The following is a 25,449-nucleotide window of genomic DNA, read 5'->3' on the forward strand; positions in this document are numbered from 1 at the left end:
ACATCCGCCTTAGCAGGACTGCCAGTTCGCAGGCCAGGCCACATACAGAAATTTCACCGTCGATGGCGTACCAAATTCGATGCTGGAGCCTTTCGGGATAAACATCACGTCCCCGGCTTTAGCAATCATGGTTTCGCCTTCGTGGCGAACGTGCAGCTCGCCTTCCAGAATCATGTCGATTTCGTCGTAGTTCAGCGTCCATGGGAAAAAAGCGTTATCCCACTGCATGAACCCGGCGGCCATGCTGCTACCGTCCTGGTCGGTCACCAGATCGGTTAAACCCACGCAGTGCGGCTGTGCGCCGTCAAAACGACCAAACTTCACGCTGCTGCCGTCGATGACTTTGACGCCGCCTTTGCCGGTCACCGAGTTAAAGCTCGGCTGCATTCCGCCCTGCTCCAGCGACTGTTTCTCCTTCATGACTTTGTCCATCAGTTGGGCGACCAGGCTTTCGGTAAACTGCCCTTCCGGTAACTGCGCAATGATGGTTTCGCGAATGCGCTGGCTTTCCGTTTTGCCATCATCCACCGCAACCGGTGCGACAGTAGCAGCGGTTGGCGCGGATTCATCGCATTCACTGATGGTGACGCCCAGCAGCTCCGCAACTTCGCGCGCCTCCGGGGTGATGATGCTGGCGCGCAGAACAACCGACATTTCCTGTTCGCCGCGTGCGTGGACCGCACGAATATCGTTAGCTGTGATGAGTTTTTTCACCTGCCCTTTCCTCCTTTTGGCTGAGCTCAGTCAGATAATCCACCAGGTGCTGCACGCTGCGCGGGTCATGGCTGTTGAGTTCGAAAATCGGCTCCTGGAACCCTATCCCGCGAAGTAGTTGTCGCGTTGCGGCGACGTCGGCATCCGGCATGTCCGTTTTGCTGATAACGGCGATTTGTCGTTTACTGACGCCGATATCCAACAGCCCGGCAGGTAAGCGACTTTCTTTATCATTTGCCGCGTGTATATAAATCAACGTATCAACATCCTGCAGCGTGGTAATTAAGGCGTGATACCAGCGCGGATGGCTAAAATATTCTCCTGGCGTGTCGATATCGCCATTTTCATTAAACTCCACGGCCTGTGTTTTTCTGGCGAGGGAATAATTTCCCTGTAGCGCATTAAAGAGCGTTGTTTTCCCCGCCCCCACCGTACCGACAAACGCAATACGTTTCATCGCCGCCTCTGATTAACTTTTTGTCAGGTTGCACAAAGTGAAATTTAATAACCGACCCAGACCGCTTACCGTCTGTAATAACGCTTCTTCTACCGCGCCTACCGAGCCGTAGATGACCAGCGCACCGCTGAATCGATCGAGAAAGCCGATATGTACATCTGCCGCCTTCATAGCTAAGTCACCGGCAATCATCGCGGTTTCGCCTGGCGTCAGCGTCATGATGCCGATAGCGCCCGCTTCGGGAACGCCGATCTTTTTCGCCAGTTCCTCACCAGGGTGCGCAATGAGATGCGCCAGCGTAACCTGTTTCCCCGGCACAAATTCCTGAATAATGCGTTCTTTTTCCATTGCTCACCGCCTCCGCTAAAACTGCCCTCATCGTGGCAATTTTTTGTCAGAGTAAATAACAAAATTCGGCAACCATGTTTAAAAGGTGAAGTGGATCACTAAGAAAGGGGAAATAAAAAGGCGCGGGAGAAACCCGCGCCGGAAATAAATTAAAGTGAAATTACAGCGGCTGAGTTTGGGCTTCTACGACCGCTAGCGCCACCATATTAACGATACGACGAACAGATGCGATCGGCGTTAATACGTGAACCGGTTTCGCAACCCCCATCAGCACCGGGCCGACCGTTACGCCTTCAGAGCTGGAAACGCGTAGTAAGTTGTAACTAATACGGGCAGCTTCCATATTCGGCATCACCAGAATATTCGCTGAGCCTTTCAGCGGACTGTCCGGCATGCGGTCATGACGGATGCTTTCCACCAGCGCGGCATCGCCGTGCATTTCGCCATCAATCATCAACTCTGGCGCACGCGCCTTAATCAGCTCCAGCGCTTCGCGCATTTTGCTGGCCGACGGACAGTTAGATGAGCCAAAGTTGGAGTGCGACAGCAGCGCTACCTTCGGTTCGATACCAAAGCGACGCACGGTTTCTGCCGCCATCACGGCGATTTCCGCCAGTTGCTCCGGCGTAGGATCGTCGTTAACGTAGGTATCGGCGATAAAGGTGTTACCGCTTGGCAGCAGCAAGGCGTTCATCGCCCCGGCAGTATGCACGCCATCGCGATGACCAAACACCTCTTTCACCACGCTGAAGTGCTCATGGTAGTCGCCTATCGTACCGCAGATCATTGCATCCGCTTCGCCGCGCTGCACCATGATCGCGCCGATCACCGTGGTGTTGGCAATTACCGCACGCTGCGCCTGCTCCTGGGTAATACCACGACGTTTCATAATCTGGTAGTACTCGCTCCAGTACTCCTTAAAGCGCGGATCTGACTCATTGTTGACGATCTCAAAATCGACGCCCGCTTTGATCTGCAGACCCAGTTTCTGGATACGCATTTCGATAACGCTCGGACGACCGATCAGGATCGGTTTCGCCAGACCTAAAGTGATTAGCTCCTGCGTGGCATGCAGTACACGCGCCTCTTCCCCTTCAGTCAGCACCACGCGCTTCGGCGCTTTGCGTGCCAGGGAGAAAATCGGCTTCATGAACAGGTTGGTTTTGTAGACGAATTCAGTCAGCTTATCGATGTAAGCGTCAAAGTCGGCAATCGGACGCGTTGCCACACCGGAATCCATCGCTGCCTTCGCCACCGCAGGGGCGATTTTGACGATCAGACGCGGGTCGAACGGTTTCGGAATGATGTATTCCGGCCCGAAGCTCAGGTCCTGGTCGCCATAGGCGGAGGCCACCACTTCGCTCTGCTCGGCGTGCGCCAGCTCAGCAATGGCGTGTACCGCGGCCAGTTTCATCTCTTCGTTGATGGCAGTAGCGCCGACGTCCAGCGCGCCGCGGAAGATGAACGGGAAGCACAGGACGTTGTTAACCTGGTTCGGGTAGTCGGAACGGCCGGTGCAAATGATGGCGTCAGAACGCACCTCTTTCGCCAGCGGCGGCAGGATTTCCGGTTCCGGGTTGGCGAGTGCCAGGATCATTGGCGCACGCGCCATCTTCTTAACCATTTCCTGCGTCAGCACTTTCGGACCAGAGCAACCGAGGAAAATATCCGCGCCGTCAATGACATCATCCAGCGTACGCTTACCGTCATCCACCACTGCGTAAGCCGCTTTGGTTTCCGCCATGTTTGGTTCACGATCTTTGTAAATCACCCCTTTGGAGTCGCAGACCACAATGTTGTGTTTCTGCATCCCCAGCGCCACCAGCAGGTTCATACAGGCAATCGCCGCCGCACCTGCGCCGGACACCACCATGCGCACATCAGAGATATTTTTCTCAACCACCCGCAGACCGTTAAGGATTGCGGCAGTACTGATGATTGCCGTGCCGTGCTGGTCATCATGGAATACCGGAATATTCATGCGCTCACGGAGTTTTTGCTCAATGTAGAAGCACTCCGGCGCTTTGATATCTTCGAGGTTAATGCCGCCAAACGTTGGTTCAAGCGCCGCTACCACGTTGATAAATTTATCCGGATCGAGTTCATCAACTTCGATGTCGAACACGTCAATCCCGGCGAATTTCTTAAACAGAACGCCTTTACCTTCCATCACCGGTTTACCGGCCAGCGCGCCAATATTACCCAGGCCCAGAACCGCAGTACCGTTGGAAATAACCGCAACCAGGTTGCCGCGTGCGGTGTATTTGTAGGCTGCCAGCGGGTCCTTTTCAATTTCAAGACACGGTGCAGCCACGCCCGGCGAGTAGGCCAACGCGAGGTCGCGCTGGGTTGCCAGAGGCTTGGTCGGAGAAACCTGGATTTTACCGGGTACCGGAAATTCGTGGAAATCGAGGGCGCTTTGTTTTAACTGGTCATCCATCTTGTTGTTCCTTTCACGTATCTATCAAAAAAGTGGCGCGGGTAACCATTCTACTGAGCCGCACATTATCACCTCAGTCAACGGCACAAACTTTGAAGGTCCCCATACTCTCACCATTCAAAGAAAGAATTTGTTATCAATTTATAACATCTATGTTACCTGCTTAAGCCAGCAATACCATGCTTGTCTGCTATGCTTTTTGCTGACAACGCCCGCAATTATCTCAAAAGTGTGAATCACAACACGCATCTAACACTTTACTTTTCAAGGAGTATTTCCTATGACCCGTAAAGAGCTTGCCAATGCCATTCGTGCGCTAAGTATGGATGCCGTCCAAAAAGCTAACTCCGGCCACCCTGGAGCACCAATGGGGATGGCCGATATCGCCGAAGTACTGTGGAACGATTTCCTGCGCCATAACCCGTCCGATCCCACCTGGTACGATCGTGACCGGTTTATTTTATCCAATGGCCACGCCTCAATGCTGCTTTACAGCCTGTTGCATCTTTCCGGCTACAACCTGCCGCTCGAAGAGTTAAAGAACTTCCGCCAGCTCCATTCGAAGACGCCAGGACACCCGGAAATTGGCTATACGCCGGGCGTGGAGACCACCACCGGACCGTTGGGTCAGGGTTTAGCCAACGCTGTCGGAATGGCGATTGCAGAACGCACGCTGGCGGCGCAGTTTAACCAGCCAGACCACGAGATTGTTAATCACTATACCTGGGTCTTTATGGGCGACGGCTGTCTGATGGAGGGCATTTCTCACGAAGTGTGCTCGCTGGCGGGCACCCTGGGACTTGGCAAACTCATCGGCTTTTACGATCACAACGGCATCTCAATTGATGGCGAAACCGACGGCTGGTTTACCGACGATACCGCGAAACGCTTTGAGGCCTATCACTGGCATGTAGTGCACGAGATTGACGGCCATGACCCTGAGGCGGTGAAAAAAGCGATTCAGGAAGCAAAGGCCGTTACCGATAAACCGTCGCTGATTATCTGCCGCACGGTGATTGGTTTTGGTTCACCGAATAAAGCCGGGAAAGAGGAAGCGCACGGCGCTGCGCTGGGTGAAGAAGAAGTGGCGCTGACCCGGCAGAAGTTGGGGTGGCATCATCCTGCCTTTGAAATCCCCAAAGAGATTTACCGGGCGTGGGACGCTCGTGAAAAAGGCGAGAAAGCCCAACAGAGCTGGAATGAGAAATTCGCCGCTTATCGACATGCACATCCGGACCTGGCGGCAGAGTTTACCCGCCGGATGAGCGGTGGACTGCCGGAAGAGTGGGAAGAAACGACCCAGAAATATATCACCGAGCTGCAGGCCAATCCGGCCAAAATCGCCACCCGTAAGGCCTCGCAAAATACCCTGAACGCCTACGGGCCGATACTGCCTGAGCTGCTTGGCGGTTCGGCGGATCTGGCGCCCAGCAACCTGACCATCTGGAAAGGCTCCACTTCTCTTAAAGAGGATCATGCAGGAAATTACATCCACTACGGCGTGCGGGAATTTGGCATGACCGCGATTGCCAACGGTATCGCTCACCACGGGGGCTTCGTACCGTACACCGCAACGTTCCTGATGTTTGTCGAATATGCCCGTAATGCCGCACGCATGGCGGCGCTGATGAAAGCCCGACAAATCATGGTTTATACCCACGACTCGATTGGCCTTGGGGAAGATGGTCCCACGCACCAGGCCGTCGAACAGCTCGCCAGCCTGCGTCTGACGCCTAATTTCAGCACCTGGCGACCCTGCGATCAGGTTGAAGCGGCGGTAGGCTGGAAGCTGGCGGTCGAACGCCATGACGGGCCAACGGCGCTGATCCTCTCGCGGCAAAATCTGGCGCAGGTTGAGCGGACGCCTGAGCAAGTGCAGCAGATTGCCCGCGGCGGCTATGTGCTGAAGGATGGCGGCGGTAAGCCGGATGTTATCCTGATTGCTACCGGTTCAGAAATGGAAATCACACTGCTGGCGGCGGAAAAACTGACCGGTGAAGGTCGTAACGTGCGGGTGGTTTCTCTGCCCTCAACCGATATCTTCGACGCCCAGGATGAAGCGTATCGGGAATCGGTCCTCCCCTCAAACGTCAGCGCGCGCGTGGCGGTAGAAGCAGGAATTGCCGACTACTGGTACAAATATGTTGGGCTGAAAGGGGCGATTGTCGGTATGACGGGTTATGGGGAGTCGGCTCCGGCAGACAAGCTGTTCCCGTTCTTCGGCTTTACGGTGGATAACATTGTCGACAAAGCGCATAAGGTGCTTAACGTGTGATCCACAGCGTGGGCCAGGCATCTGGCCCATGCCAGTTATCGCAGCTTGGCTCTTGGGCATAGCGCACCAGACGAAAACGCTGACCGTCGTAGCGCCAGCGAGTCTGGATACCGCAATCTGCCAACCCTCGTCCTTTAGCGAGGGTTACCAGCTCGCGCGACTTCTCATCAAACGTGGCGTTGGTCAGCTCCATATCGCGGCTTTCCGCATCCGTTTTAAAAGGCAGGCTTAGCCGTACCGCCCGTGACGTCAACGGGGTAGTACGTGAAACCACCCACGCCAGATCGATGGTGTTATATGCCCCGGCTTCACAGCCGATCATCAGCAGCGCTTTATCATCCGTTAAGGCCGTGACGCGCATCTCGCGACGCAGCGGATCGATCGAACAGCGAATACCGTTGATCCGCCAGTTACCGTAATCCAGCAATTCACTGCGCTCTTGTTGCGTGAGAGGCGTTGGCGTTGGGTTAATCACAGCCACGCCTTTTAAAGCGGGAGCGGGAGGAACGCTGAGCGGAGGCTCGTCGCCTTTTTCGATCCATGCGGTTTCGCTGCCGACCCGTTTTTGCTGGGCGTCGATAAAAAGCAGCGCGGCTTTTAGCCCGACCAGGGACAGGTTTTGCGCCCCTTTTTGCAGGGTTATCGCCTTCGCGTCCTGTACGGTTGTTAAAAATGCGCTGATGGTGGCCGGATCATCGGTCATCAGTTGCCAGGGGGTAATACGCCAGTGTTCGCCGCGAAGCGGGAGCGACGCGCCATCCAGTAGCAGACGTGGCGCAATATCGCTCTCTTTGGCTGTAGGCGATTCCAGCCCACCCAGTTCAATACGCAACACGGCGTCGGTATGTGCCCCGGCACTGCGGCTCAAGGTCATGACCAGGCCGTGATGTTCTCCGGTATTGCGCGCCACGCAAAAGTTTTGGTTATTGCACGTCACCTGCCAGTCAGAAAACGTCTGTTGCGCGGGCGCGGCCCACAGCAAACGGACGGGTAACAACCCGAGCAGGAAAAGTAAAATAACGCGATAGCGCATGGACGGTACAACCCCGAAGTCAAAACACACAGCCTAAGCGGTATCTTCCTTGCGCGACTGATGTGGCTCAATAAGAATCGTCGGATTGGCCGAAAATTTGTAAAGAAATATAAATCCCGCGCATTAGTCCATGAGATGCGACGACTGCAAATAGTTCAGCAATAGCACCGTCTTACCGTCACGGATCTCACCCGTTTTAATCATTTCCAGCGCCTGGGTGAACGGCAGCTCCAGAACCTCAATATCTTCATCTTCCACCCCTCCGCCCGCATTTGCCCGCTGGCTGTCGCTGTATTGTGCAATAAAGAAATGAATTATCTCCGTCACGCCGCCCGGCGACATATAGAGTTCAAACAGCTTACGCACTTCACCCACTTCAAAGCCGGTCTCTTCAATGGCCTCTTTCCGAATGCACGCTTCCGGTTCGTCGTTATCCAGCAGCCCGGCGCAGGTTTCAATCAGTTGACCGTTTTCATTACCATTGACCCAGGTGGCGACGCGAAACTGGCGGATGAGCACCACCGTTTTCTTCTCCGGGTTATACAGCAGGATAGTGGCGCCGTTGCCGCGATCGTAAACCTCGCGTTTGTGACGAATCACCTCTCCATTGCTACGGGTCAGGTCATAGGTGATATTGCGCAGGATGAAGTAGTTATCGGAAAGGACTTTATCTTTGATGAGGGTAATTTTTTGCGACATACCGGCTCCACAGCAAGAAGTGAGAAATAATACTACGCCGTGAAACCGGGTTTGTCTTGGTGCAATGTCGGCCTGATAAGCGAAGCACCATCAGGCAATTATGCGGCACAGAGCCGGATAGCAACGCTTGCGCGCCTTATCCGGCCTTCTTAGCGACTTAGTGAGATTTGACTGATTTTACGCCCAGCCAGTCGACGATCCCCTGGGCGGCATGCCGTCCTTCCGCCATCGCCGTAACCACCAGATCCGCACCACGTACCGCGTCGCCACCGGCGAAGATTTTCGGGTTACTGGTTTGATAACGGTATGCGCTTTCAACATTGGCGGCTATGCGCCCCCAGTTATCGACCTTAACCCCATGCGTCTCCAGCCACGGCATGCCATGTGGGTGAAAACCAAACGCCATGATCACCGCATCTGCGGGCATGACAAACTCACTCCCGGCGAGGGGAACCGGGCGACGACGCCCCTGCGCGTCCGGCTCGCCAAGCTGGGTACGTAAAAAACGCACGCCGCTGACTCGCCCATCATCATGTAACACCAGCTCAACCGGCTGGACGTTAAACTCGAAGTTCGCCCCCTCTTCCCGGGCGTTCTTCACCTCTTTTTTCGAACCGGGCATGTTGGCTTCATCACGACGATAAGCGCAGGTCACCTGGCGTGCGCCATGACGCAGCGCGGTACGCACGCAGTCCATCGCCGTATCGCCTCCGCCCAGTACAACCACGTTCAGTCCGGCGGTATCGATGAACGGCTCTTCAGGCAGTTCATCCAGCCCCATCACCTGCTTGGTGTTGGCAATCAGGAACGGTAACGCGTCATAAACGCCAGGCGCGTCTTCATTCGGCAGATCCGCCTTCATGGAACGATAGGTTCCTACGCCCACGAACACGGCATCGTAATCCTCCAGCAGCGCCGACAGCGCCACATCCTTACCCACTTCACAGTTAAGTTCGAAATGAATACCCATGGCGCTGAAGATTTCACGGCGGCGGGCCAGCAGCGATTTGTCCAGCTTGAAGGCCGGAATGCCGAACGTCAGCAAACCGCCGATTTCAGGGTGGCGATCGTATACGGTGGCGCTGACTCCGCTGCGCGCCAGCACATCCGCGCAGGCCAGACCCGCCGGACCCGCGCCGATGATAGCAACGCGCTTATCCACTTTCTGCACGTGGCTTAAGTCCGGTCGCCATCCTTTGCTCAGGGCCCGATCAGAGATGTAACGCTCAATATTTCCGATAGTGACCGCCCCATGCTCGCTACGCACCGTGCATGCCCCTTCGCAAAGTCGGTCCTGCGGACATACGCGCCCGGTCACTTCCGGCAGGCAGTTGGTCTGGTGAGAAAGCTCAACCGCCGCGTCGATATTCCCGGCTTTGACCAGTTCAATCCACTGCGGAATATGGTTATGCAATGGGCAGGTCCATTCGCAAATACTGTGGTCGCCGCATTTCAGGCAGCGGGACGCTTCCCGTTCCGCTTGCGCCGTACGAAACGGCAGATAGATCTCCTCAAAGCTGGTTTTACGGGCCTCAATTGCCAGCTTATCCGGCTCACCACGCGCAGGCGTCGCCTGCATTTGCTCACGTTTGGTAATTGCATGCGAAACGAAATCGGTGGCGTTGGCATGCCAGGGCTGGCTTTCCAGACTGGCGGTGCGCAGCCTGCGCGCTTTTGACAGACCAGTAAGCGAATTTTCCGTCACCAGTTGTAACGCCTGCGCCGGACAGTTCTCTACACAGGCAGGTCCTTGTTCGCGTCCCTGACACAAATCGCATTTGTGCGCAGTGGCTTTCACCTTCCCTTTAGCGACAGGAGTGAGTACGATCTGCATCGTGCCGAAAGGACAAGCAACGACGCACGATTTACAGCCAATACACTTTTTCGGGTTCACCTGAACGCTGTCGTTATCATGGCTGATTGCCCCGTTCGGGCAACTTCTGGCGCAGGGCGCATCTTCACAGTGATGGCAGGTTACCGCACTGCGCTGCTGCTGATGCTTGATGACGGTAATTCGGGGCTGGAAATGCCGTTGACTCAGGACATGCTGCTCGCCATTGTGAGCCATGACGCAGGCGACCTCACAGGCATGGCATCCCAGGCACTGCTGGCTATTAACCATAATAAAACGATTCATGGCTTCCTTCTTTTTTGGTTGCAAAAACCTTATTCTTTATATGAGTGTTGTTATTAACCGACACGGAAGGAAGCGGCAATGTTCATTTGCCCAGGAAGCACAACTATTTATCCAGAACCTGTGGCAGATCAATTTATTTCATCGCATATGAAATTGCGTTTCAGTTACCATCCAGTTTCATGGCGTTTTATTAACATTTATCAAATACACCGCATCGTTCGGGCTGTTTTAAGGCGCGACGTGTATTGTGTGAGGATGCACAAGTGACGGTAAAGCGTCCGGTCTCGGCCAGTCTGGCTAAAGCTTTTTTCTACATAGTGCTGTTGTCGATTCTCTCAACGGGTATTGCGCTGCTCACGCTGACCAGCAGCTTACGAGATGCCGAAGCCATCAACGTGGCTGGCTCATTGCGCATGCAAAGTTACCGTCTGGGTTACGATCTGCAAAGCCAAAGTCCGCAGCTTAACGCTCACCGCCAGCTTTTCCAGCAGGCGCTAAACTCGCCAGCACTACAGAACCTGAACGCGTGGTATGTGCCTCAAGCAGTAAAAAGTCGCTATGGGCGTCTACATGCAAACTGGCTGGAAATGAACGCCCGTCTGATCGATGGCGATTTAAATTGGTACCAGAGCAATATCAATAACTATGTCGATCAAATCGATCTCTTCGTGCTGGCGCTGCAACATTATGCCGAACGCAAAGTAATGCTGGTTTTTGGTATTTCACTGGCGGGCGGGATCGGCATATTCACCCTCGTTTTCTTTACCTTGCGGCGTATTCGCCAGCAGGTGGTGCGTCCGCTGAATAAGCTGGTGGTGGCAAGCCAGCACATTGAACACGGTCAGTTTGACATCCCGTCGCTGGATACTGATTTGCCCAACGAACTCGGGTTGTTGGGCAAGACCTTCAGCCAGATGTCGAGTGAATTACACAAGCTGTACCGCTCACTGGAAGCGTCTGTCGCTGAGAAGACCCACGATCTCCACGAAGCTCATCGTCGTCTGGAAGTGTTGTATCAGTGCTCTCAGGCGTTAAATACCAGTCAGATTGATGTGTACTGCTTCCGCCATATTTTACAGATCGTCCGCGAGCATGACGCCGCCTATTTCCTGGAACTCACCGTCGGAGATAACTGGCGAATTAGCGAAGGCGCAAAAAGCCCCGAGCTGCCGATGCAGATCCTGCCGGTCACCATGCAGGAAACCGTCTACGGTGAACTGCACTGGCAAAGCCCGAACGTCAATGCTTCTACCCCGTTGCTTAACAGCGTCTCCTCGATGCTCGGTCGCGGGTTGTACTTCAACCAGGCGCAAAAACATTTTCAGCAGCTGTTGTTAATGGAGGAACGGGCGACGATTGCGCGCGAGCTGCACGACTCGCTGGCGCAAGTGCTCTCTTATTTACGCATTCAGCTCACGCTGCTGAAGCGTTCGATTCCCGAAGATAACGCCCCGGCGCAAAGCATTATGGCGGATTTCTCTCAGGCGCTGAACGATGCCTACCGCCAGCTACGCGAACTGCTCACCACCTTCCGCCTGACTTTACAGCAGGCCGATCTCCCCTCCGCCCTGCATGAAATGCTGGAAACGCTGCAAAATCAGACATCGGCTAAACTGACGCTTGATTGCCGGTTACCGACCCTGGCGCTGGACGCGCAAATGCAGGTGCATCTGCTGCAGATCGTCCGTGAAGCGGTGCTGAACGCGATTAAACATGCCAGCGCAACCGAAATTGCCGTCAGTTGCGTGACCGCGCCGGATGGTAATCACACGGTTTATATTCGCGATAACGGCATCGGCATTGGCGAGCCGCATGAGCCTTCGGGGCACTATGGATTAAATATTATGCGCGAGCGGGCGGAAAGGCTGAGCGGCACGCTGACTTTCTCTCAACCCTCCGGAGGGGGAACGCTGGTGAGCATCAGTTTTCGTTCGGCAGAATCCGACGGTGAGCTAACGTAAAGAACCGCAAAGCGCCGTCGGTTCTCGATCCAGGCCTGACGGCGTTGGCACGAAAGGTATGCTGTAAACGGGCATGATAATTTACATTATCTTCTTTTTTTCTCCACGTTTGCCCCGTACCTTGCCGCTAAAGTGAAGCAATTCACACCCATAACGATACGCAGAAACACGAGGTCCCCTTTTAATGGCGAATTTTTTCATCGATCGCCCCATTTTTGCCTGGGTGTTAGCAATCCTGTTGTGCCTGACAGGAGCCCTGGCTATTTTTTCGCTGCCCGTTGAGCAATATCCCGATCTGGCACCGCCAAACGTGCGGGTAACCGCGAACTACCCTGGCGCGTCCGCACAAACCCTGGAAAATACCGTCACCCAGGTTATCGAGCAGAACATGACTGGTCTCGATAATCTGATGTACATGTCGTCGCAGAGCAGCGGGACAGGCCAGGCGTCGGTTACGCTGAGCTTCCTCGCGGGAACCGATCCTGATGAAGCCGTCCAGCAGGTGCAAAACCAGCTGCAATCGGCAATGCGTAAGCTGCCGCAGGCGGTACAGAATCAAGGGGTCACGGTGCGCAAGACCGGTGACACCAATATTCTGACCATCGCCTTCGTCTCCACCGATGGCTCAATGGATAAGCAGGACATCGCCGACTACGTCGCCAGTAATATCCAGGATCCGCTCAGTCGTATAAACGGCGTGGGCGATATTGACGCCTACGGTTCACAATATTCCATGCGTATCTGGCTCGACCCGGTCAAACTTAACAGCTTCCAGATGACCGCCAAAGATGTGACCGATGCTATCGAATCACAGAATGCGCAGATTGCCGTCGGGCAACTTGGCGGCACGCCTTCGGTGGACAAACAAGCGCTGAATGCGACGATCAACGCCCAGTCGCTGCTGCAGACTCCGGATGAATTCCGCGCGATTACGCTACGCGTCAACCAGGACGGCTCAGAAGTTAAACTGGGTGATGTGGCGATGGTCGAAATGGGTGCGGAAAAGTATGACTATCTCAGCCGCTTCAACGGCCACCCGGCTTCCGGTCTGGGGGTAAAACTGGCCTCCGGTGCTAATGAAATGGCAACGGCGGAGCTGGTTATCGACCGTCTAAATGAGCTCTCACAGTATTTTCCGCACGGGCTGGAATACAAGGTGGCGTATGAAACTACCTCCTTTGTCAAAGCCTCAATTATCGACGTGGTGAAAACGCTGCTGGAAGCGATCGCGCTGGTATTCCTTGTGATGTACCTGTTCCTGCAAAACTTCCGCGCCACGCTGATCCCTACAATCGCCGTTCCCGTCGTCCTGATGGGTACTTTTTCCGTGCTCTACGCTTTTGGCTACAGCGTTAATACCCTGACGATGTTTGCGATGGTGCTGGCGATCGGCCTGCTGGTCGATGATGCCATTGTGGTGGTGGAAAACGTCGAGCGTATTATGAGTGAGGAAGGCCTCACACCGCGGGAAGCGACGCGGAAATCGATGGGGCAAATCCAGGGCGCGCTGGTCGGTATCGCCATGGTGCTGTCGGCGGTGTTTATCCCGATGGCCTTCTTCGGCGGCACTACCGGGGCTATCTACCGCCAGTTCTCGATTACCATCGTCTCCGCAATGGTTCTTTCAGTTCTGGTGGCGATGATCCTCACCCCTGCCCTGTGCGCCACTCTGCTCAAACCGTTACATAAAGGCGAGCATCACGGGCAAACCGGTTTCTTTGGCTGGTTTAACCGGATGTTTAACCGCAACGCCGAACGCTACGAAAAAGGCGTCGCCAGGATCCTGCACCGCAGCCTGCGCTGGATACTGATTTACGGCCTGCTGCTCGGCGGTATGGTTTTCCTGTTCCTGCGCCTGCCAACCTCCTTCCTGCCGCTCGAAGACCGCGGCATGTTTACCACCTCGATACAGTTGCCCAGCGGCTCGACCCAGCAGCAAACATTGAAAGTAGTTGAGGAAGTGGAGAAGTATTACTTCACCCATGAGAAAGACAACATTACGTCGGTCTTTTCCACGGTCGGTTCTGGCCCTGGCGGGAACGGTCAAAACGTGGCGCGGATGTTTGTCCGCTTAAAAGACTGGGATGATCGTGACACCACTACCGGAACCTCTTTCGCCATCATCGAGCGCGCGACCAAAGCCTTTAATAAGATTAAAGAAGCCCGCGTCTTCGCCAGCAGTCCTCCGGCGATTAGCGGTCTCGGGAGCTCTGCCGGTTTCGATATGGAGCTGCAAGATCACGCTGGTGCGGGCCATGATGCGTTAATGGCCGCGCGCGACAAGCTGATTGAGCTGGCCGGGAAAGACGCGTCTCTGACCCGTGTTCGTCATAATGGTCTGGACGACAGCCCGCAGTTGCAAATTGATATCGATCAGCGCAAAGCCCAGGCACTGGGCGTTTCCATTGATGACATCAACGACACCTTGCAAACGGCCTGGGGCTCCAGCTACGTCAATGACTTTATGGACCGGGGTCGTGTGAAGAAGGTTTACGTGCAGGCGGCGGCAAAATATCGCATGCTCCCGGACGACATCAATCTGTGGTACGTCCGCAATAATAGCGGCGGCATGGTGCCTTTCTCGGCCTTTGCCACATCGCGCTGGGAAACGGGTTCACCGCGTCTGGAACGCTATAACGGCTACTCCGCCGTCGAGATTGTTGGCGAAGCCGCCCCAGGCGTCAGTACCGGTACGGCGATGGACATTATGGAATCGCTGGTCCACCAGTTGCCGACCGGATTCGGCCTCGAATGGACCGCGATGTCTTACCAGGAACGGCTGTCGGGCTCTCAGGCGCCAGCTCTGTACGCCATTTCTTTGCTGGTGGTGTTCCTGTGTCTGGCGGCGTTGTACGAAAGCTGGTCGGTTCCCTTCTCCGTCATGCTGGTTGTACCGCTGGGGGTCATTGGCGCGCTGCTCGCTACCTGGATGCGCGGTCTGGAAAACGACGTGTACTTTCAGGTCGGGTTACTCACCGTTATCGGGCTTTCGGCGAAGAACGCAATATTGATTGTTGAATTCGCCAATGAGATGAACGAGAAAGGTCACGACTTGCTCGACGCCACGCTGCATGCCTGTCGCCAACGCTTACGCCCAATTCTGATGACGTCACTGGCGTTTATCTTTGGGGTGTTGCCGATGACCATCAGCAGTGGTGCAGGTTCCGGCGGTCAACATGCGGTGGGGACTGGCGTAATGGGCGGGATGATTTCAGCCACTGTCCTGGCGATTTACTTCGTTCCTCTGTTCTTTGTGCTGGTACGCAGACGCTTCCCATTGAAGCCCCGCCCAGAATAATCGGATACAAAAAAGGCGACTTACGTTGAGTCGCCTTTTATTATCCTTTGCAGGATATGAATTTCTTCCAGAAAATTATTTACGAAGCATCACTTCGATAAAGTCTTTCCAGTTCCCCAGTTCACGTTCAATCATAACAACCTCTCTTATTATTATGGGCATTCTACGAAATCATCATCATAAAAAGAAGATCATTTAACCAATGGTTGCGATTACATCCTCCAGTGCTCGGGGGTATATGTAATCACTATGCGCTAACCCCATAAATTTTATGTGACTTACTGCAATATTTTGAAATATTCATACATCATCTACGACTTTGGCAATTCTGATGGAAAAACAGGCTGATGCAAACAGGCAAATTCTGATTTTCAGTTTCTCATGAATTTTGGAACTTTCAGGAATCATTATTCACCATTCAACAACAATGTTATATTTTTCTATAACGGTTCGATGACATATGTATTATTCATGTTTATAGAACACGAGAATAAATATTCAAATTACGTCAATAAGGATTCAAATGATCATCCTCTACGGCATTAAGAATTGCGATACGATTAAAAAAGCCAGACGCTGGCTGGAAGACAATGGGGTCGACTACCGCTTCCATGATTATCGCGTCGACGGCCTGGACAACGCGTTATTACACGCCTTTATCAGCGAATTAGGTTGGGAGGCGCTGCTCAATACACGTGGAACCACCTGGCGCAAACTGGATGAAGCCACACGTAACCAAATCACCGATGCGTCCTCTGCTGCTGCATTGATGATTGAAATGCCTGCAATTATCAAACGCCCATTGCTCTGCGCGCCGGGTAAGCCTATGCTGCTTGGCTTTAGTGAATCCAGTTATACGCAGTTTTTTAATGAGGTATAGTCTATGTCGTGCCCGGTTATTGAGCTGACACAGCAGCTTATTCGCCGTCCTTCCCTGAGCCCGGATGATGCCGGGTGCCAGGCGTTAATGATTGAACGCCTGCGCGCGGTAGGTTTTACCGTTGAGCATATGGATTTTGGTGACACACAGAATTTTTGGGCATGGCGCGGCAAAGGTGAGACTCTGGCATTTGCCGGTCACACTGACGTAGTGCCTGTCGGCGATGTCGATCGTTGGATTAATCCACCGTTCGAACCGACTATTCGCGATGGCATGTTGTTCGGGCGTGGCGCAGCCGATATGAAAGGCTCACTGGCGGCAATGGTCGTGGCCGCAGAACGTTTTGTCGCCCAGCATCCGAACCATCAGGGTCGTCTGGCGTTTTTGATAACCTCTGACGAAGAGGCCAGCGCCCAAAACGGCACCGTAAAAGTGGTTGAAGCACTTATGGCGCGCAATGAACGACTGGATTATTGTCTGGTTGGCGAGCCGTCCAGCACGGAAATCGTTGGCGACGTGGTGAAAAATGGGCGTCGTGGTTCACTGACCTGCAATCTGACCATTCACGGCGTGCAGGGCCACGTAGCCTACCCGCATCTGGCCGATAACCCGGTACACCGCGCGGCGCCAATGCTTAATGAACTGGTGGCGATTGAGTGGGATCAGGGCAACGAATTCTTCCCGGCGACCAGCATGCAGATTGCCAATATTCAGGCAGGAACCGGCAGCAACAATGTTATTCCCGGCGAACTGTTTATCCAGTTCAACTTCCGTTTCAGCACCGAATTAAACGATGAAATGATTAAGTCCCGGGTGCTGGAACTGCTGGAGAAACATCAGTTGCGTTATACCGTCGACTGGTGGCTTTCCGGTCAGCCGTTCCTGACCGCACGCGGTAAACTGGTGGATGCGGTGGTGAACGCCATTGAGCACTATAATGAGATTAAACCGCAGTTACTGACTACAGGCGGGACGTCCGACGGGCGTTTTATTGCCCGCATGGGGGCACAGGTAGTAGAACTTGGGCCGGTCAACGCCACCATTCATAAAATTAATGAATGTGTTAATGCCGCCGACCTGCAACTGCTTGCCCGTATGTATCAACGTATCATGGAGCAACTCGTCGCCTGATGAGTGTTCCTGTAAGAGGAAATGAGCATGGACTGGCTGGCAAAATACTGGTGGATTCTGGTGTTGGTGTTTCTGGTAGGCGTATTGCTGAACGTGATTAAAGATCTCAAGCGCGTCGACCACAAGAAATTTCTTGCCAATAAGCCGGAGCTTCCCCCGCATCGTGATTTTAACGATAAATGGGATGACGACGACGATTGGCCAAACAAGGATCAACCGAAGAAATAAGCCAACGTAGGCCGAATGGCGGTTTCACATCGCCATCCGGCCTGCGGGTTAAATCATCTCAATCACATCATCATCGTGAGGTTTACCACCGCTCAGCGCTTCATCAAAGTAGTGCTTCGGTACGGTAAAACGCAGGTGGTCGAGCGCAAACTGCATACTGCGTTCATCAATGGCGTGCCCCAGATTTTCGACGATATCCAGCGTCACATCCCCACCGGCACGTATTAACGCCTCCTGTGCGGCAACGGCATGAGATAACTCAATCACCCGGTCTTCACCGCCGTGAATCAAATGCACCGTCGTCGCGGTGGTTGCAACCTCCGGCAACGTGGCATAGCGACCATTAAAGGCGATGACCCGCGACGCCAGCCCTGGCTCAGCTTTAATACTCTCAAGCGACATAATCGAGCCCTGAGAAAAACCAATCAGCGCGGTCGCCTGAGGCGAAACGCCGCTTTGCTTCTGCCAGTAGCGAACGGTTTCGATAAAGACCGGCATAATCGCGTCAATACGCGCCTGGCGGTTCTCTTCCGTTATCCCCTGTACAGAAAACCACTGACGCCCGGAAGTCGTACCATAAGGCTCTGCCCCGCCAATGCTGACGATTAGCGCATCCGGAAACAGCGGCGCAAACCAGGAGCCAATTTCGCCCATGGCAACCGGGTTATCGCCGACGCCATGAAACAGCAACAAGAGCTGTTGAGCGGGTTTATCGGGACTTTGAACAACAAAATGGTCATGTTTCATGGCGATCTCCTTAACTGATGAGAATCATTCTACGCCGCTTAACCGCAATGACCATGCCAGGAAATTGAAGAAGTTAGTGAAAAAATTGCCATTGCATAATGCGATTATGTAGCCGTTGTTCACGCTCAGCATCCAGCTGTTTTAAGGCCTGCGCCGCCTCGGCGCGCTGAACTGCCAACAGCGCTTTGCGACCCGATATTTTCAACTGTTGGCACAATTCAGCATCGCTGCGTTGAGCCTGTATACGCCCGCGCAATGCCGGAAGAGGCAACTCGCTGCGCTCAAGCAAACGACTCAGACAACCTAATGATGTCAGTAATGGTCGATGCGCGAAGGCAAACCCAGCCAGCTCACCCCAGTCATCCTCATTAAGCGTAGTCTCTTTCAGTGGTACCAGCGGAATGCGCTCTGCGTTCCACTGCGCAAGAATCTCCGCATCCCGTCGCAGGCGCTGGTGCGCCCGCCAGGCAAGGCATTTTCCCGCTTCGCTGATGGGCAGCACCGCCATAGCGGTATAACAGCCGCTGCTGGCTTCCCGATGATTGCCCATCCGTACCAGGACAAAACCGCAACGCTGCCAGAAACGCCATAATTCAGTCGTATAACCAAAGCTGACGGACAGATAGTCGCACTGCGTGCAATAGTGCCGGGCCTGCAGAATCAGCTGTTGCCCAATACCTTCTCTTTGACGTGCGGGATGAACCGCAATTCGACTGACCCGCCGCCCGACGAGCGTCGCTGCCAATGGGTCTCCGCCGTGCGCCGCCAGTGACTGCGCAACCAGATTTCCTCTTGGTCGGCGATATCCGGCCCAGACGGCCTGGCTTAATTCTGCGGATAATCCCCCCTCGTCGACCAGCCAGACGGCTCCCGCCACCGAGTCAGCAGCCGAAGCCTGAAGAAAATGCTGACCCGGCGCGTCCATCATTCGCCGCAGATCCAGTGGCGAGGTGCGATAATGCGCACCGGAAAGTAGCTGATATACCGCTAACGGCAGCGCCGGGTTTGTCTGCCATAAGAGTTGATCAAATGCCGAGAAGTTAAGCTCCCCTAAGGGGGCATGCGCAAAGGTTTCGTCGTCAAACACCAGCGCATCGCTGACAATTTTCTCCAGCGGACATCCCTGCGCCCAGCGCACGGGTTGTTGCAACTCATAGCGTCGAAGATGGGGAAAGCGGGCGCAGAATTTCAGCAAAAAGCCTCTGCCGGTACCCTCGTAGCCCTGTACGGTGGTGGTTAACAGCGTACGAGGGAAACGCGCAACCAGTTGGTGCAGCAGCGGCGCGGGGATCGCGGCGGCTTCATCCACAACCAGCCAGTCTGCGGTTGCAGAACTGCTTAACAGCGCATCCGGGGCCATAAAGCGGTAACCCTCTGCGGCAAATTGCGCCAGCACATCCGTTGCCGCTTTAGCAGGCGCGGTGACAATCGCGGTCCCGTTGATACGTGCTATCAGTTGCCCTGCCAGAGCCGATTTACCCCGGCCACGTGCAGCTGTGACCGCAGCCACGCCGGGAGGCATATCCAGCAACTGGGTTAAAATCATCGCCTGTTCAGGCTGAGGGTCACCGGTTGCCGCGTGCCAGACTGCACGAACAGGAAAACACGGGCTGGAAACTGCGTGATGCTGCTGCCAGTGCAGAGCCTGTCCGTCACGGGAAATCACCCGTTTGACATGTTCAACAAAGTGCGGCGTTGGGATAGGTTCAGCACAGTCGCTCCAGCGCAGTGAATCCACGTCCGGATGCGTGTGCCAGGTATGCCAGGGGGGAGTCAGCAAAACCAGCCAGCTCCCGGCGATCAGCGTTCCGCTTAAGGCGGCAAACGCCGCAGCGTCAAATCCCTGCCCGGCGTCAAAAACCGCATGACGAAACTCGCGGCCTAATAACGTTTGCAGCGCCTGTGGCGTACAGTTTGGCTCAGCAGGGGCGGGGGCGCCCACCCATAACCAGTCGCCGGGTAACGTGTCGCGTAGCGCTAATGCCCGCTCCTGACACCAGTTCCCCTCGCCACTGATAATCAGCAGACGACGGATCCCTTCGTGGGCCATCTGTTCGGTTAACGCGCTCAGCGCCGTATTATCAGACATCCCTGCCTCAGTAGCTTAAATGCCTTTACCAAAAGTATTACATTGTCCCGGATCGCCGCTGTCAAAACCGCGTTTGAACCAGCTAAGCCGCTGCTCAGAAGTGCCGTGGGTAAAGCTGTCTGGCACAACGCGTCCTTGTCCCTGCTGCTGCAGGCGATCGTCGCCAATAGCCTGAGCGGCGTTCAGCGCTTCAGCCAGGTCGCCGGACTCCAGCACGCCCTGCTGCTGCATACTGTTGCCCCAGACGCCGGCAAAGCAGTCCGCCTGCAGTTCCATACGTACGGAAAGACGGTTCACCTCAGCCTGTGAGGCATTCTGCTGCATCTGGCGAACTTTCGGTTCAATACCCAGCAGTTTCTGCACGTGGTGGCCCACTTCATGGGCGATAACATAGCCCTGAGCAAAATCACCATCGGCGCCCAGCTTGTTTTTCATGTCATCATAAAATGAGAGGTCGATATACACCGTGCCATCCGCCGGGCAGTAAAACGGCCCCATCACGGACTGACCCGCGCCACAGCCGGTACGCGTCGCTCCGCGATACATTACCAGCTTCGGCTGTTGGTAGGTCCGGCCCATTTTTTCAAACTGCTGCCCCCAGGTATCTTCCGTGGTGGCCAGAATCACCGAGGTAAATTTTGCTGCTTCATCATCATTTGGGCTGATGGAGTGTGATGATTGCTGTTGGGAAACTGGCTGGCCGGTCATTAATCCGGTGAGATCCACGCCATAATATCCCGCCACCAGCACCACAATCAGCAGGATGATGCCGCCTTTACCACTGGGCAAACGAAAACCAGGGCCGCCTATAGAAGGGCCGCCACCGGAGCTATTTCGTCTGTCTTCCACATTGTCACTTTCACGACGCCCTTGCCAGCGCATAATCACCTCAACTTTTTATTCATTATGATGATGATCGTAGGCGGTTCGGAACAGGATTACCATAAGAAACAGTAATCAAAATCGGCGGGATTGATGAGCCGGAGAGCGATCGCCGGCTCAGGGGAGGATTAGTCTAACTTCACACCCAGACGATGCGCGACGGCTTCATAGGCTTCGATCAGGCCGCCCAGGCTCTGGCGGAAGCGATCTTTGTCCATTTTATCCAGCGTTTCTTTGTCCCACAGACGGCTGCCGTCCGGTGAGAACTCATCGCCCAGGACCACTTCACCTTTATACAAACCAAATTCAAGTTTGAAGTCGACCAGAATCAGACCGGCATCATCAAACATCTTTTTCAGCACGTCGTTGGCTTTGTAGGTCAGCTCTTTCATACGCGCCAGATTCTCTTTGCTCACCCAACCAAAAGTTTCGCAATAGGAATCGTTAATCATTGGATCGTGCATAGCATCGTTTTTCAGGAACAGATCAAACAGCGGCGGATTCAGTTCAATACCTTCCTCAACGCCTAAACGCTTAACCAGGGAACCTGCTGCGCGGTTACGAACCACACATTCAACCGGTACCATCTCCAGTTTTTTCACCAGACATTCAGTATCGGAAAGCAGTCGCTCCATCTGGGTAGGAATGCCCGCTTCTTGCAGTTTAGTCATAATGAAATGGTTGAACTTGTTGTTCACCATGCCTTTACGATCAAACTGTTCAATGCGCGCGCCATCCCCTGCTGACGTATCATTGCGGAATTCGAGCACCAACAGGTCCGGGTTTTCCGTGCTGTATACGGTCTTCGCTTTACCACGATACAACTCAGCTTGCTTTTGCATCTTTATTACTCCTGGGTGTGAATTAACGATAAATATTGCGTTTTTCTGCCGACGCACACGTTTGCGTATCATATCAGAAAAAAAGGGCTGGAGTTATCCAGCCCTTTATTTTTACTTACTGAACGCTGCCTGGAAGACGGCGACCAGCGCGTCGTTCTGGCTTTGCGTCAGGGTATGCCCCTTCGGATCGATAAACTGCAAGCTACTGCGGTTGTCTAAATCACCGACCTGCAGTTTGTAGTCGCCGGATACCAGACCCGGATCGCTTGCGCCCAGCTCCTGCCAGTTGCTATCAGACAGTGGTTTGTAGGTCACGGCGATGCTGCCCTGAGAACGGGTGCTGTCGGTCACTTTCATCCCCACTTTCTCAAGCGCTGCCGGCAGACGCTGCCATACCACGTTGAACGGTCCACGTACCACCAGCATCGGTAAACCGGTGTCATCGGCAGCACTCTGAACATCCATGGTGGCGGCAGAGCGGTTCTGCGCGGCATTCGCGGCATCAGTGGCGTTCTTATCCAGACCTGCGGAGATAACGTTCATCATCTCAGCGCTGTAACGCTGCATTGATGCTGGATCAGCTACGGGTTTACCCGCCTGCTCGAGGTTAATCAGTTTCACCGTTACCGCTTGCTGATAGCCCTGCGGTTTAACCGAGATTTGATAACGTCCACGGTACTGCTCGTCTTCATCCAGACGGTTCCAGTTAACCCAGTCGGTGGTCAACGTCTGGCTGGCATCATCACGTTTGGTGATCGTGTAGTTTTTAGACTGAATGACGCTAACGACCTGTGGCCACAGCGTGTTGCCACGACCATTTTCCACCAGTAATGTCGACGTATCACCCGCGATCTGAGTGCGAGCACCGGTGACTAGTGCTAACGGCTGAGCCGGCGGGCGAATGTCCAGCGCTTTACCAACGGCACCGCTGCCGTTGGTGACCGGGATATTATAGTCACCCGACATAACCGGCAGAATCATCCCAGCTGGAGCGTGAAGCTCAGCAAGCGGTGCGGCCTCCAGATAGGATTCATCACCGCTCACCTGGCGCTTATAACGCGAGTCAGAACTACAGGCCGCGAGCAACATAACAAGCGAAACACCCGCAACCTTGGCCAGGCGCGACTTTTGTACTGAGTAAGCCATCAAATCTCCCTAAACTTTACAGCAAACCGGCATGCTTAAGCGCCGCTTTGACGATTTCACGAGCATTATCCGTGATTGGCGTCATCGGCAGACGTAGCGTATCGGTCGCCACAAGTCCCAACTCCTTACACGCCCATTTCACTGGGATAGGATTGGGTTCGACAAATAGTTTGTTGTGTAACGGCATCAGACGCTGGTTAATCACCCGCGCCTCGGCAAAGTTCCCGGCTGCCGCCAGTTTGCACATTTCGGCCATATCGCGTGCCGCAACGTTAGACGTCACGGAAATCACGCCATGACCACCGAGCTGCATAAAATCCAGTCCGGTCGCGTCATCACCGCTGAGCAGAATAAAGTCGTCTGAAACCAGCTCTTTGATCTGGTGAACGCGACTTAAGTTCCCCGTGGCCTCTTTAATAGCGATAATATTTTTTACTTTCGCCAGGCGACCAACGGTTTCCGGCAACATATCGCAGCCGGTACGGGACGGTACATTATACAGAATTTGCGGCAGGTCAGTATGTTCAGCGATGGCTTTGAAATGCTGGAACAAACCTTCCTGGGTTGGGCGGTTGTAGTAAGGCGTCACCGTCAGGCAGCCGACAACACCACTGTCGTTGAAACGCTGCGTCAGACTAATGGCTTCAGCGGTCGCATTAGCGCCGGTTCCGGCAATCACCGGAATACGCCCGTCGGCCAGCTCCAGGGTCATCATCACCACATCGCCATGCTCATCATGACTCAGGGTGGCAGACTCACCGGTGGTGCCAACCGAAACGATCGCCGAGGTGCCGCTGGCGACATGATAATCAATCAGTTTTTTCAGGCTCGACCGGCAGACTTTACCTTTCTCATCCATCGGCGTAACAAGCGCGACAATACTTCCCGTGAACATGGGCCATCCTCTGTGCAAACAAGTGTCTCAATGGTACGTTTGGTACGACAATAAAAGCAAGCGACCAGAGCCGTTCTGATTGTTGTATGCATGTTTTTTTTATGCTTTCCTTATGATTACCTCACCGCTCAAAGGAAGAACAGGTTTGACATCGTCATCGCAACACTATCTGGTCATTACTGCGCTGGGTGCTGACCGCCCGGGAATTGTGAACACCATCACACGTCATGTCAGCAGTTGCGGCTGTAATATCGAAGACAGCCGACTGGCCATGCTGGGTGACGAGTTCACGTTTATCATGTTGCTGTCGGGCACCTGGAATGCCATTACCCTAATTGAATCAACCTTGCCGTTGAAAGGTGCAGAGCTGGATTTACTGATTGTGATGAAGCGCACGACCGCACGCCCCCGTCCGGCGATGCCCGCTACGGTATGGGTGCAGGTCGATGTTCCTGATTCTCCGCATTTGATTGAACGCTTTACCGCCCTGTTTGACAGCCACCAAATGAATATTGCGGAACTGGTTTCACGCACGCAACCGGCTGAGAACGAAAAGGCGGCACAGCTGTTTATTCAAATTACCGCACATAGTCCTGCGTCACATGATTCGGCAAATATTGAAGATGCGTTTAAAGCACTCTGTACAGAACTCAATGCGCAAGGCAGTATTAACGTCGTCAATTACTCACAGCATGATGAACAGGATGGAGTTAAGTAATGAACCCACTGAAAGCCGGTGATATCGCACCGAAATTTAGCTTGCCGGATCAAGACGGAGAACAAGTAAATTTAACCGACTTCCAGGGACAGCGTGTTCTGGTTTATTTTTACCCGAAAGCCATGACACCCGGCTGTACCGTTCAGGCCTGCGGCCTGCGCGATAACATGGATGAGTTAAAAAAAGCAGGTGTTGAAGTGCTGGGAATCAGCACCGATAAACCAGAGAAGCTTTCCCGATTCGCGGAGAAAGAAGTCCTTAACTTCACGCTCCTGTCCGACGAAGATCACCAGGTTTGCGAGCAGTTCGGCGTCTGGGGTGAGAAGTCATTTATGGGCAAAACCTATGATGGCATCCACCGCATCAGCTTCCTGATTGATGCTGAAGGGAAAATTGAGCATGTGTTTGATGACTTCAAAACCAGCAACCACCACGACGTGGTAATGAACTGGCTGAAAGAGAACGCCTGATTTACATTTTGCCGGATAGCGCCTGATGGTGACGCCACGCGTCTTATCAGGCCACCATC

Annotated in this window: 22 protein-coding genes; 8 read left to right on the plus strand and 14 right to left on the minus strand. The window is 54.1% G+C overall.

The features are described from left to right. Positions 1–9: 9 nt before the first annotated feature. The 4 genes from eutQ to maeB form a co-directional block, all read right to left on the minus strand. Positions 10–714: an ethanolamine utilization acetate kinase EutQ gene (gene eutQ / locus ABIE10_RS12020; protein WP_429155800.1), complete on the minus strand. Its 705-nt coding sequence runs from the start codon at positions 712–714 to the stop codon at positions 10–12. Continuing rightward, the gene (gene eutP / locus ABIE10_RS12025; protein ID WP_181630103.1) at positions 692–1,171 is read right to left on the minus strand and encodes an ethanolamine utilization acetate kinase EutP; all 480 of its coding nucleotides are present in this window, start codon (positions 1,169–1,171) and stop codon (positions 692–694) included. The genes eutQ and eutP overlap by 23 nt, the downstream gene beginning before the upstream one ends. Positions 1,172–1,183: 12 nt before the next feature. Beyond that, entirely contained in the window at positions 1,184–1,519 is a 336-nt protein-coding gene (gene eutS / locus ABIE10_RS12030) for an ethanolamine utilization microcompartment protein EutS (RefSeq protein WP_003037995.1), read from the minus strand. 160 nt (positions 1,520–1,679) lie between these two features. Then, complete coding sequence (gene maeB, locus ABIE10_RS12035) at positions 1,680–3,959, minus strand: NADP-dependent oxaloacetate-decarboxylating malate dehydrogenase (RefSeq protein ID WP_016153959.1); 2,280 nt, start codon at positions 3,957–3,959, stop codon at positions 1,680–1,682. Positions 3,960–4,239: 280 nt separating this feature from the next. Here maeB and tkt point away from each other — a divergent pair, with 280 nt between their 5' ends. Further along, positions 4,240–6,234 carry a transketolase gene (tkt, locus tag ABIE10_RS12040; protein WP_047416395.1) on the plus strand — a complete coding sequence of 665 codons (1,995 nt, stop codon included), beginning with the start codon at positions 4,240–4,242 and terminating at the stop codon, positions 6,232–6,234. Here tkt and ABIE10_RS12045 read toward each other — a convergent pair. The 3 genes from ABIE10_RS12045 to aegA all read right to left on the minus strand — a co-directional run bounded on the left by ABIE10_RS12045 (position 6,224) and on the right by aegA (position 10,103). After that, positions 6,224–7,267: a DUF1176 domain-containing protein gene (locus ABIE10_RS12045; RefSeq protein WP_141875481.1), complete on the minus strand. Its 1,044-nt coding sequence runs from the start codon at positions 7,265–7,267 to the stop codon at positions 6,224–6,226. The two genes, tkt and ABIE10_RS12045, sit on opposite strands and share 11 nt — an antisense overlap. A gap of 123 nt (positions 7,268–7,390) precedes the next feature. Further along, positions 7,391–7,966, minus strand: a complete 576-nt coding sequence (gene nudK, locus ABIE10_RS12050) for a GDP-mannose pyrophosphatase NudK (protein WP_047501610.1) — start codon at positions 7,964–7,966, stop codon at positions 7,391–7,393. Positions 7,967–8,123: 157 nt separating this feature from the next. Continuing rightward, entirely contained in the window at positions 8,124–10,103 is a 1,980-nt protein-coding gene (gene aegA / locus ABIE10_RS12055; protein ID WP_049270080.1) for a formate-dependent uric acid utilization protein AegA, read from the minus strand. A gap of 263 nt (positions 10,104–10,366) precedes the next feature. Here aegA and narQ point away from each other — a divergent pair, with 263 nt between their 5' ends. After that, positions 10,367–12,064: a nitrate/nitrite two-component system sensor histidine kinase NarQ gene (narQ, locus tag ABIE10_RS12060; protein WP_047501606.1), complete on the plus strand. Its 1,698-nt coding sequence runs from the start codon at positions 10,367–10,369 to the stop codon at positions 12,062–12,064. A 184-nt stretch (positions 12,065–12,248) separates the two neighbouring features. Further along, entirely contained in the window at positions 12,249–15,362 is a 3,114-nt protein-coding gene (gene acrD, locus ABIE10_RS12065; RefSeq protein ID WP_429155803.1) for a multidrug efflux RND transporter permease AcrD, read from the plus strand. 75 nt (positions 15,363–15,437) lie between these two features. On the opposite strand, the gene ypfM is transcribed toward acrD, so the two are convergent. Beyond that, a complete protein-coding gene (gene ypfM / locus ABIE10_RS12070; protein WP_001386977.1) occupies positions 15,438–15,497 on the minus strand; it encodes a protein YpfM in 60 nt (19 codons plus the stop codon). Positions 15,498–15,885: 388 nt separating this feature from the next. Between ypfM and ABIE10_RS12075 the strand changes: the two genes are divergently transcribed. Genes ABIE10_RS12075 through ABIE10_RS12085 form a run of 3 tightly spaced genes read left to right on the plus strand, consistent with a single transcriptional unit; the run spans position 15,886 to position 17,601 of the window. Then, positions 15,886–16,242, plus strand: coding sequence for an ArsC family reductase (locus ABIE10_RS12075; RefSeq protein WP_286455495.1), 357 nt, complete (start codon positions 15,886–15,888; stop codon positions 16,240–16,242). A 3-nt stretch (positions 16,243–16,245) separates the two neighbouring features. Continuing rightward, positions 16,246–17,373, plus strand: coding sequence for a succinyl-diaminopimelate desuccinylase (dapE, locus tag ABIE10_RS12080; RefSeq protein WP_259688833.1), 1,128 nt, complete (start codon positions 16,246–16,248; stop codon positions 17,371–17,373). 27 nt (positions 17,374–17,400) lie between these two features. After that, on the plus strand, positions 17,401–17,601 hold the full coding sequence (locus tag ABIE10_RS12085) for a YpfN family protein (RefSeq protein ID WP_003835080.1): 201 nt from the start codon (positions 17,401–17,403) through the stop codon (positions 17,599–17,601). Positions 17,602–17,649: 48 nt separating this feature from the next. Here the strand turns inward: ABIE10_RS12085 and ypfH are convergent, their stop codons facing one another. From ypfH to dapA, 6 genes are all read right to left on the minus strand, one after another. After that, complete coding sequence (gene ypfH / locus ABIE10_RS12090; RefSeq protein ID WP_016157110.1) at positions 17,650–18,348, minus strand: esterase; 699 nt, start codon at positions 18,346–18,348, stop codon at positions 17,650–17,652. A gap of 73 nt (positions 18,349–18,421) precedes the next feature. Continuing rightward, on the minus strand, positions 18,422–20,437 hold the full coding sequence (locus tag ABIE10_RS12095; protein WP_429155806.1) for a tRNA(Met) cytidine acetyltransferase TmcA: 2,016 nt from the start codon (positions 20,435–20,437) through the stop codon (positions 18,422–18,424). Positions 20,438–20,452: 15 nt separating this feature from the next. Beyond that, positions 20,453–21,319: a KPN_02809 family neutral zinc metallopeptidase gene (gene ypfJ, locus ABIE10_RS12100; protein ID WP_016153970.1), complete on the minus strand. Its 867-nt coding sequence runs from the start codon at positions 21,317–21,319 to the stop codon at positions 20,453–20,455. A 128-nt stretch (positions 21,320–21,447) separates the two neighbouring features. Further along, positions 21,448–22,161 (minus strand): phosphoribosylaminoimidazolesuccinocarboxamide synthase, encoded by a 714-nt coding sequence (gene purC / locus ABIE10_RS12105; protein ID WP_003835086.1) that lies wholly within the window; start codon positions 22,159–22,161, stop codon positions 21,448–21,450. 111 nt (positions 22,162–22,272) lie between these two features. Then, entirely contained in the window at positions 22,273–23,307 is a 1,035-nt protein-coding gene (bamC, locus tag ABIE10_RS12110) for an outer membrane protein assembly factor BamC (RefSeq protein ID WP_016153971.1), read from the minus strand. A gap of 16 nt (positions 23,308–23,323) precedes the next feature. Then, entirely contained in the window at positions 23,324–24,202 is an 879-nt protein-coding gene (dapA, locus tag ABIE10_RS12115; protein WP_016153972.1) for a 4-hydroxy-tetrahydrodipicolinate synthase, read from the minus strand. Positions 24,203–24,347: 145 nt separating this feature from the next. Between dapA and ABIE10_RS12120 the strand changes: the two genes are divergently transcribed. Together ABIE10_RS12120 and bcp are read left to right on the plus strand one after the other, a co-directional pair. Beyond that, complete coding sequence (locus tag ABIE10_RS12120; protein WP_019077363.1) at positions 24,348–24,920, plus strand: glycine cleavage system transcriptional repressor; 573 nt, start codon at positions 24,348–24,350, stop codon at positions 24,918–24,920. Next, positions 24,920–25,390: a thioredoxin-dependent thiol peroxidase gene (gene bcp / locus ABIE10_RS12125; protein WP_003835095.1), complete on the plus strand. Its 471-nt coding sequence runs from the start codon at positions 24,920–24,922 to the stop codon at positions 25,388–25,390. The genes ABIE10_RS12120 and bcp overlap by 1 nt, the downstream gene beginning before the upstream one ends. Positions 25,391–25,449: the final 59 nt, after the last annotated feature.

This window comes from Citrobacter sp. 506 (genome assembly GCF_050434985.1).
Lineage (GTDB): Bacteria > Pseudomonadota > Gammaproteobacteria > Enterobacterales > Enterobacteriaceae > Citrobacter > Citrobacter braakii.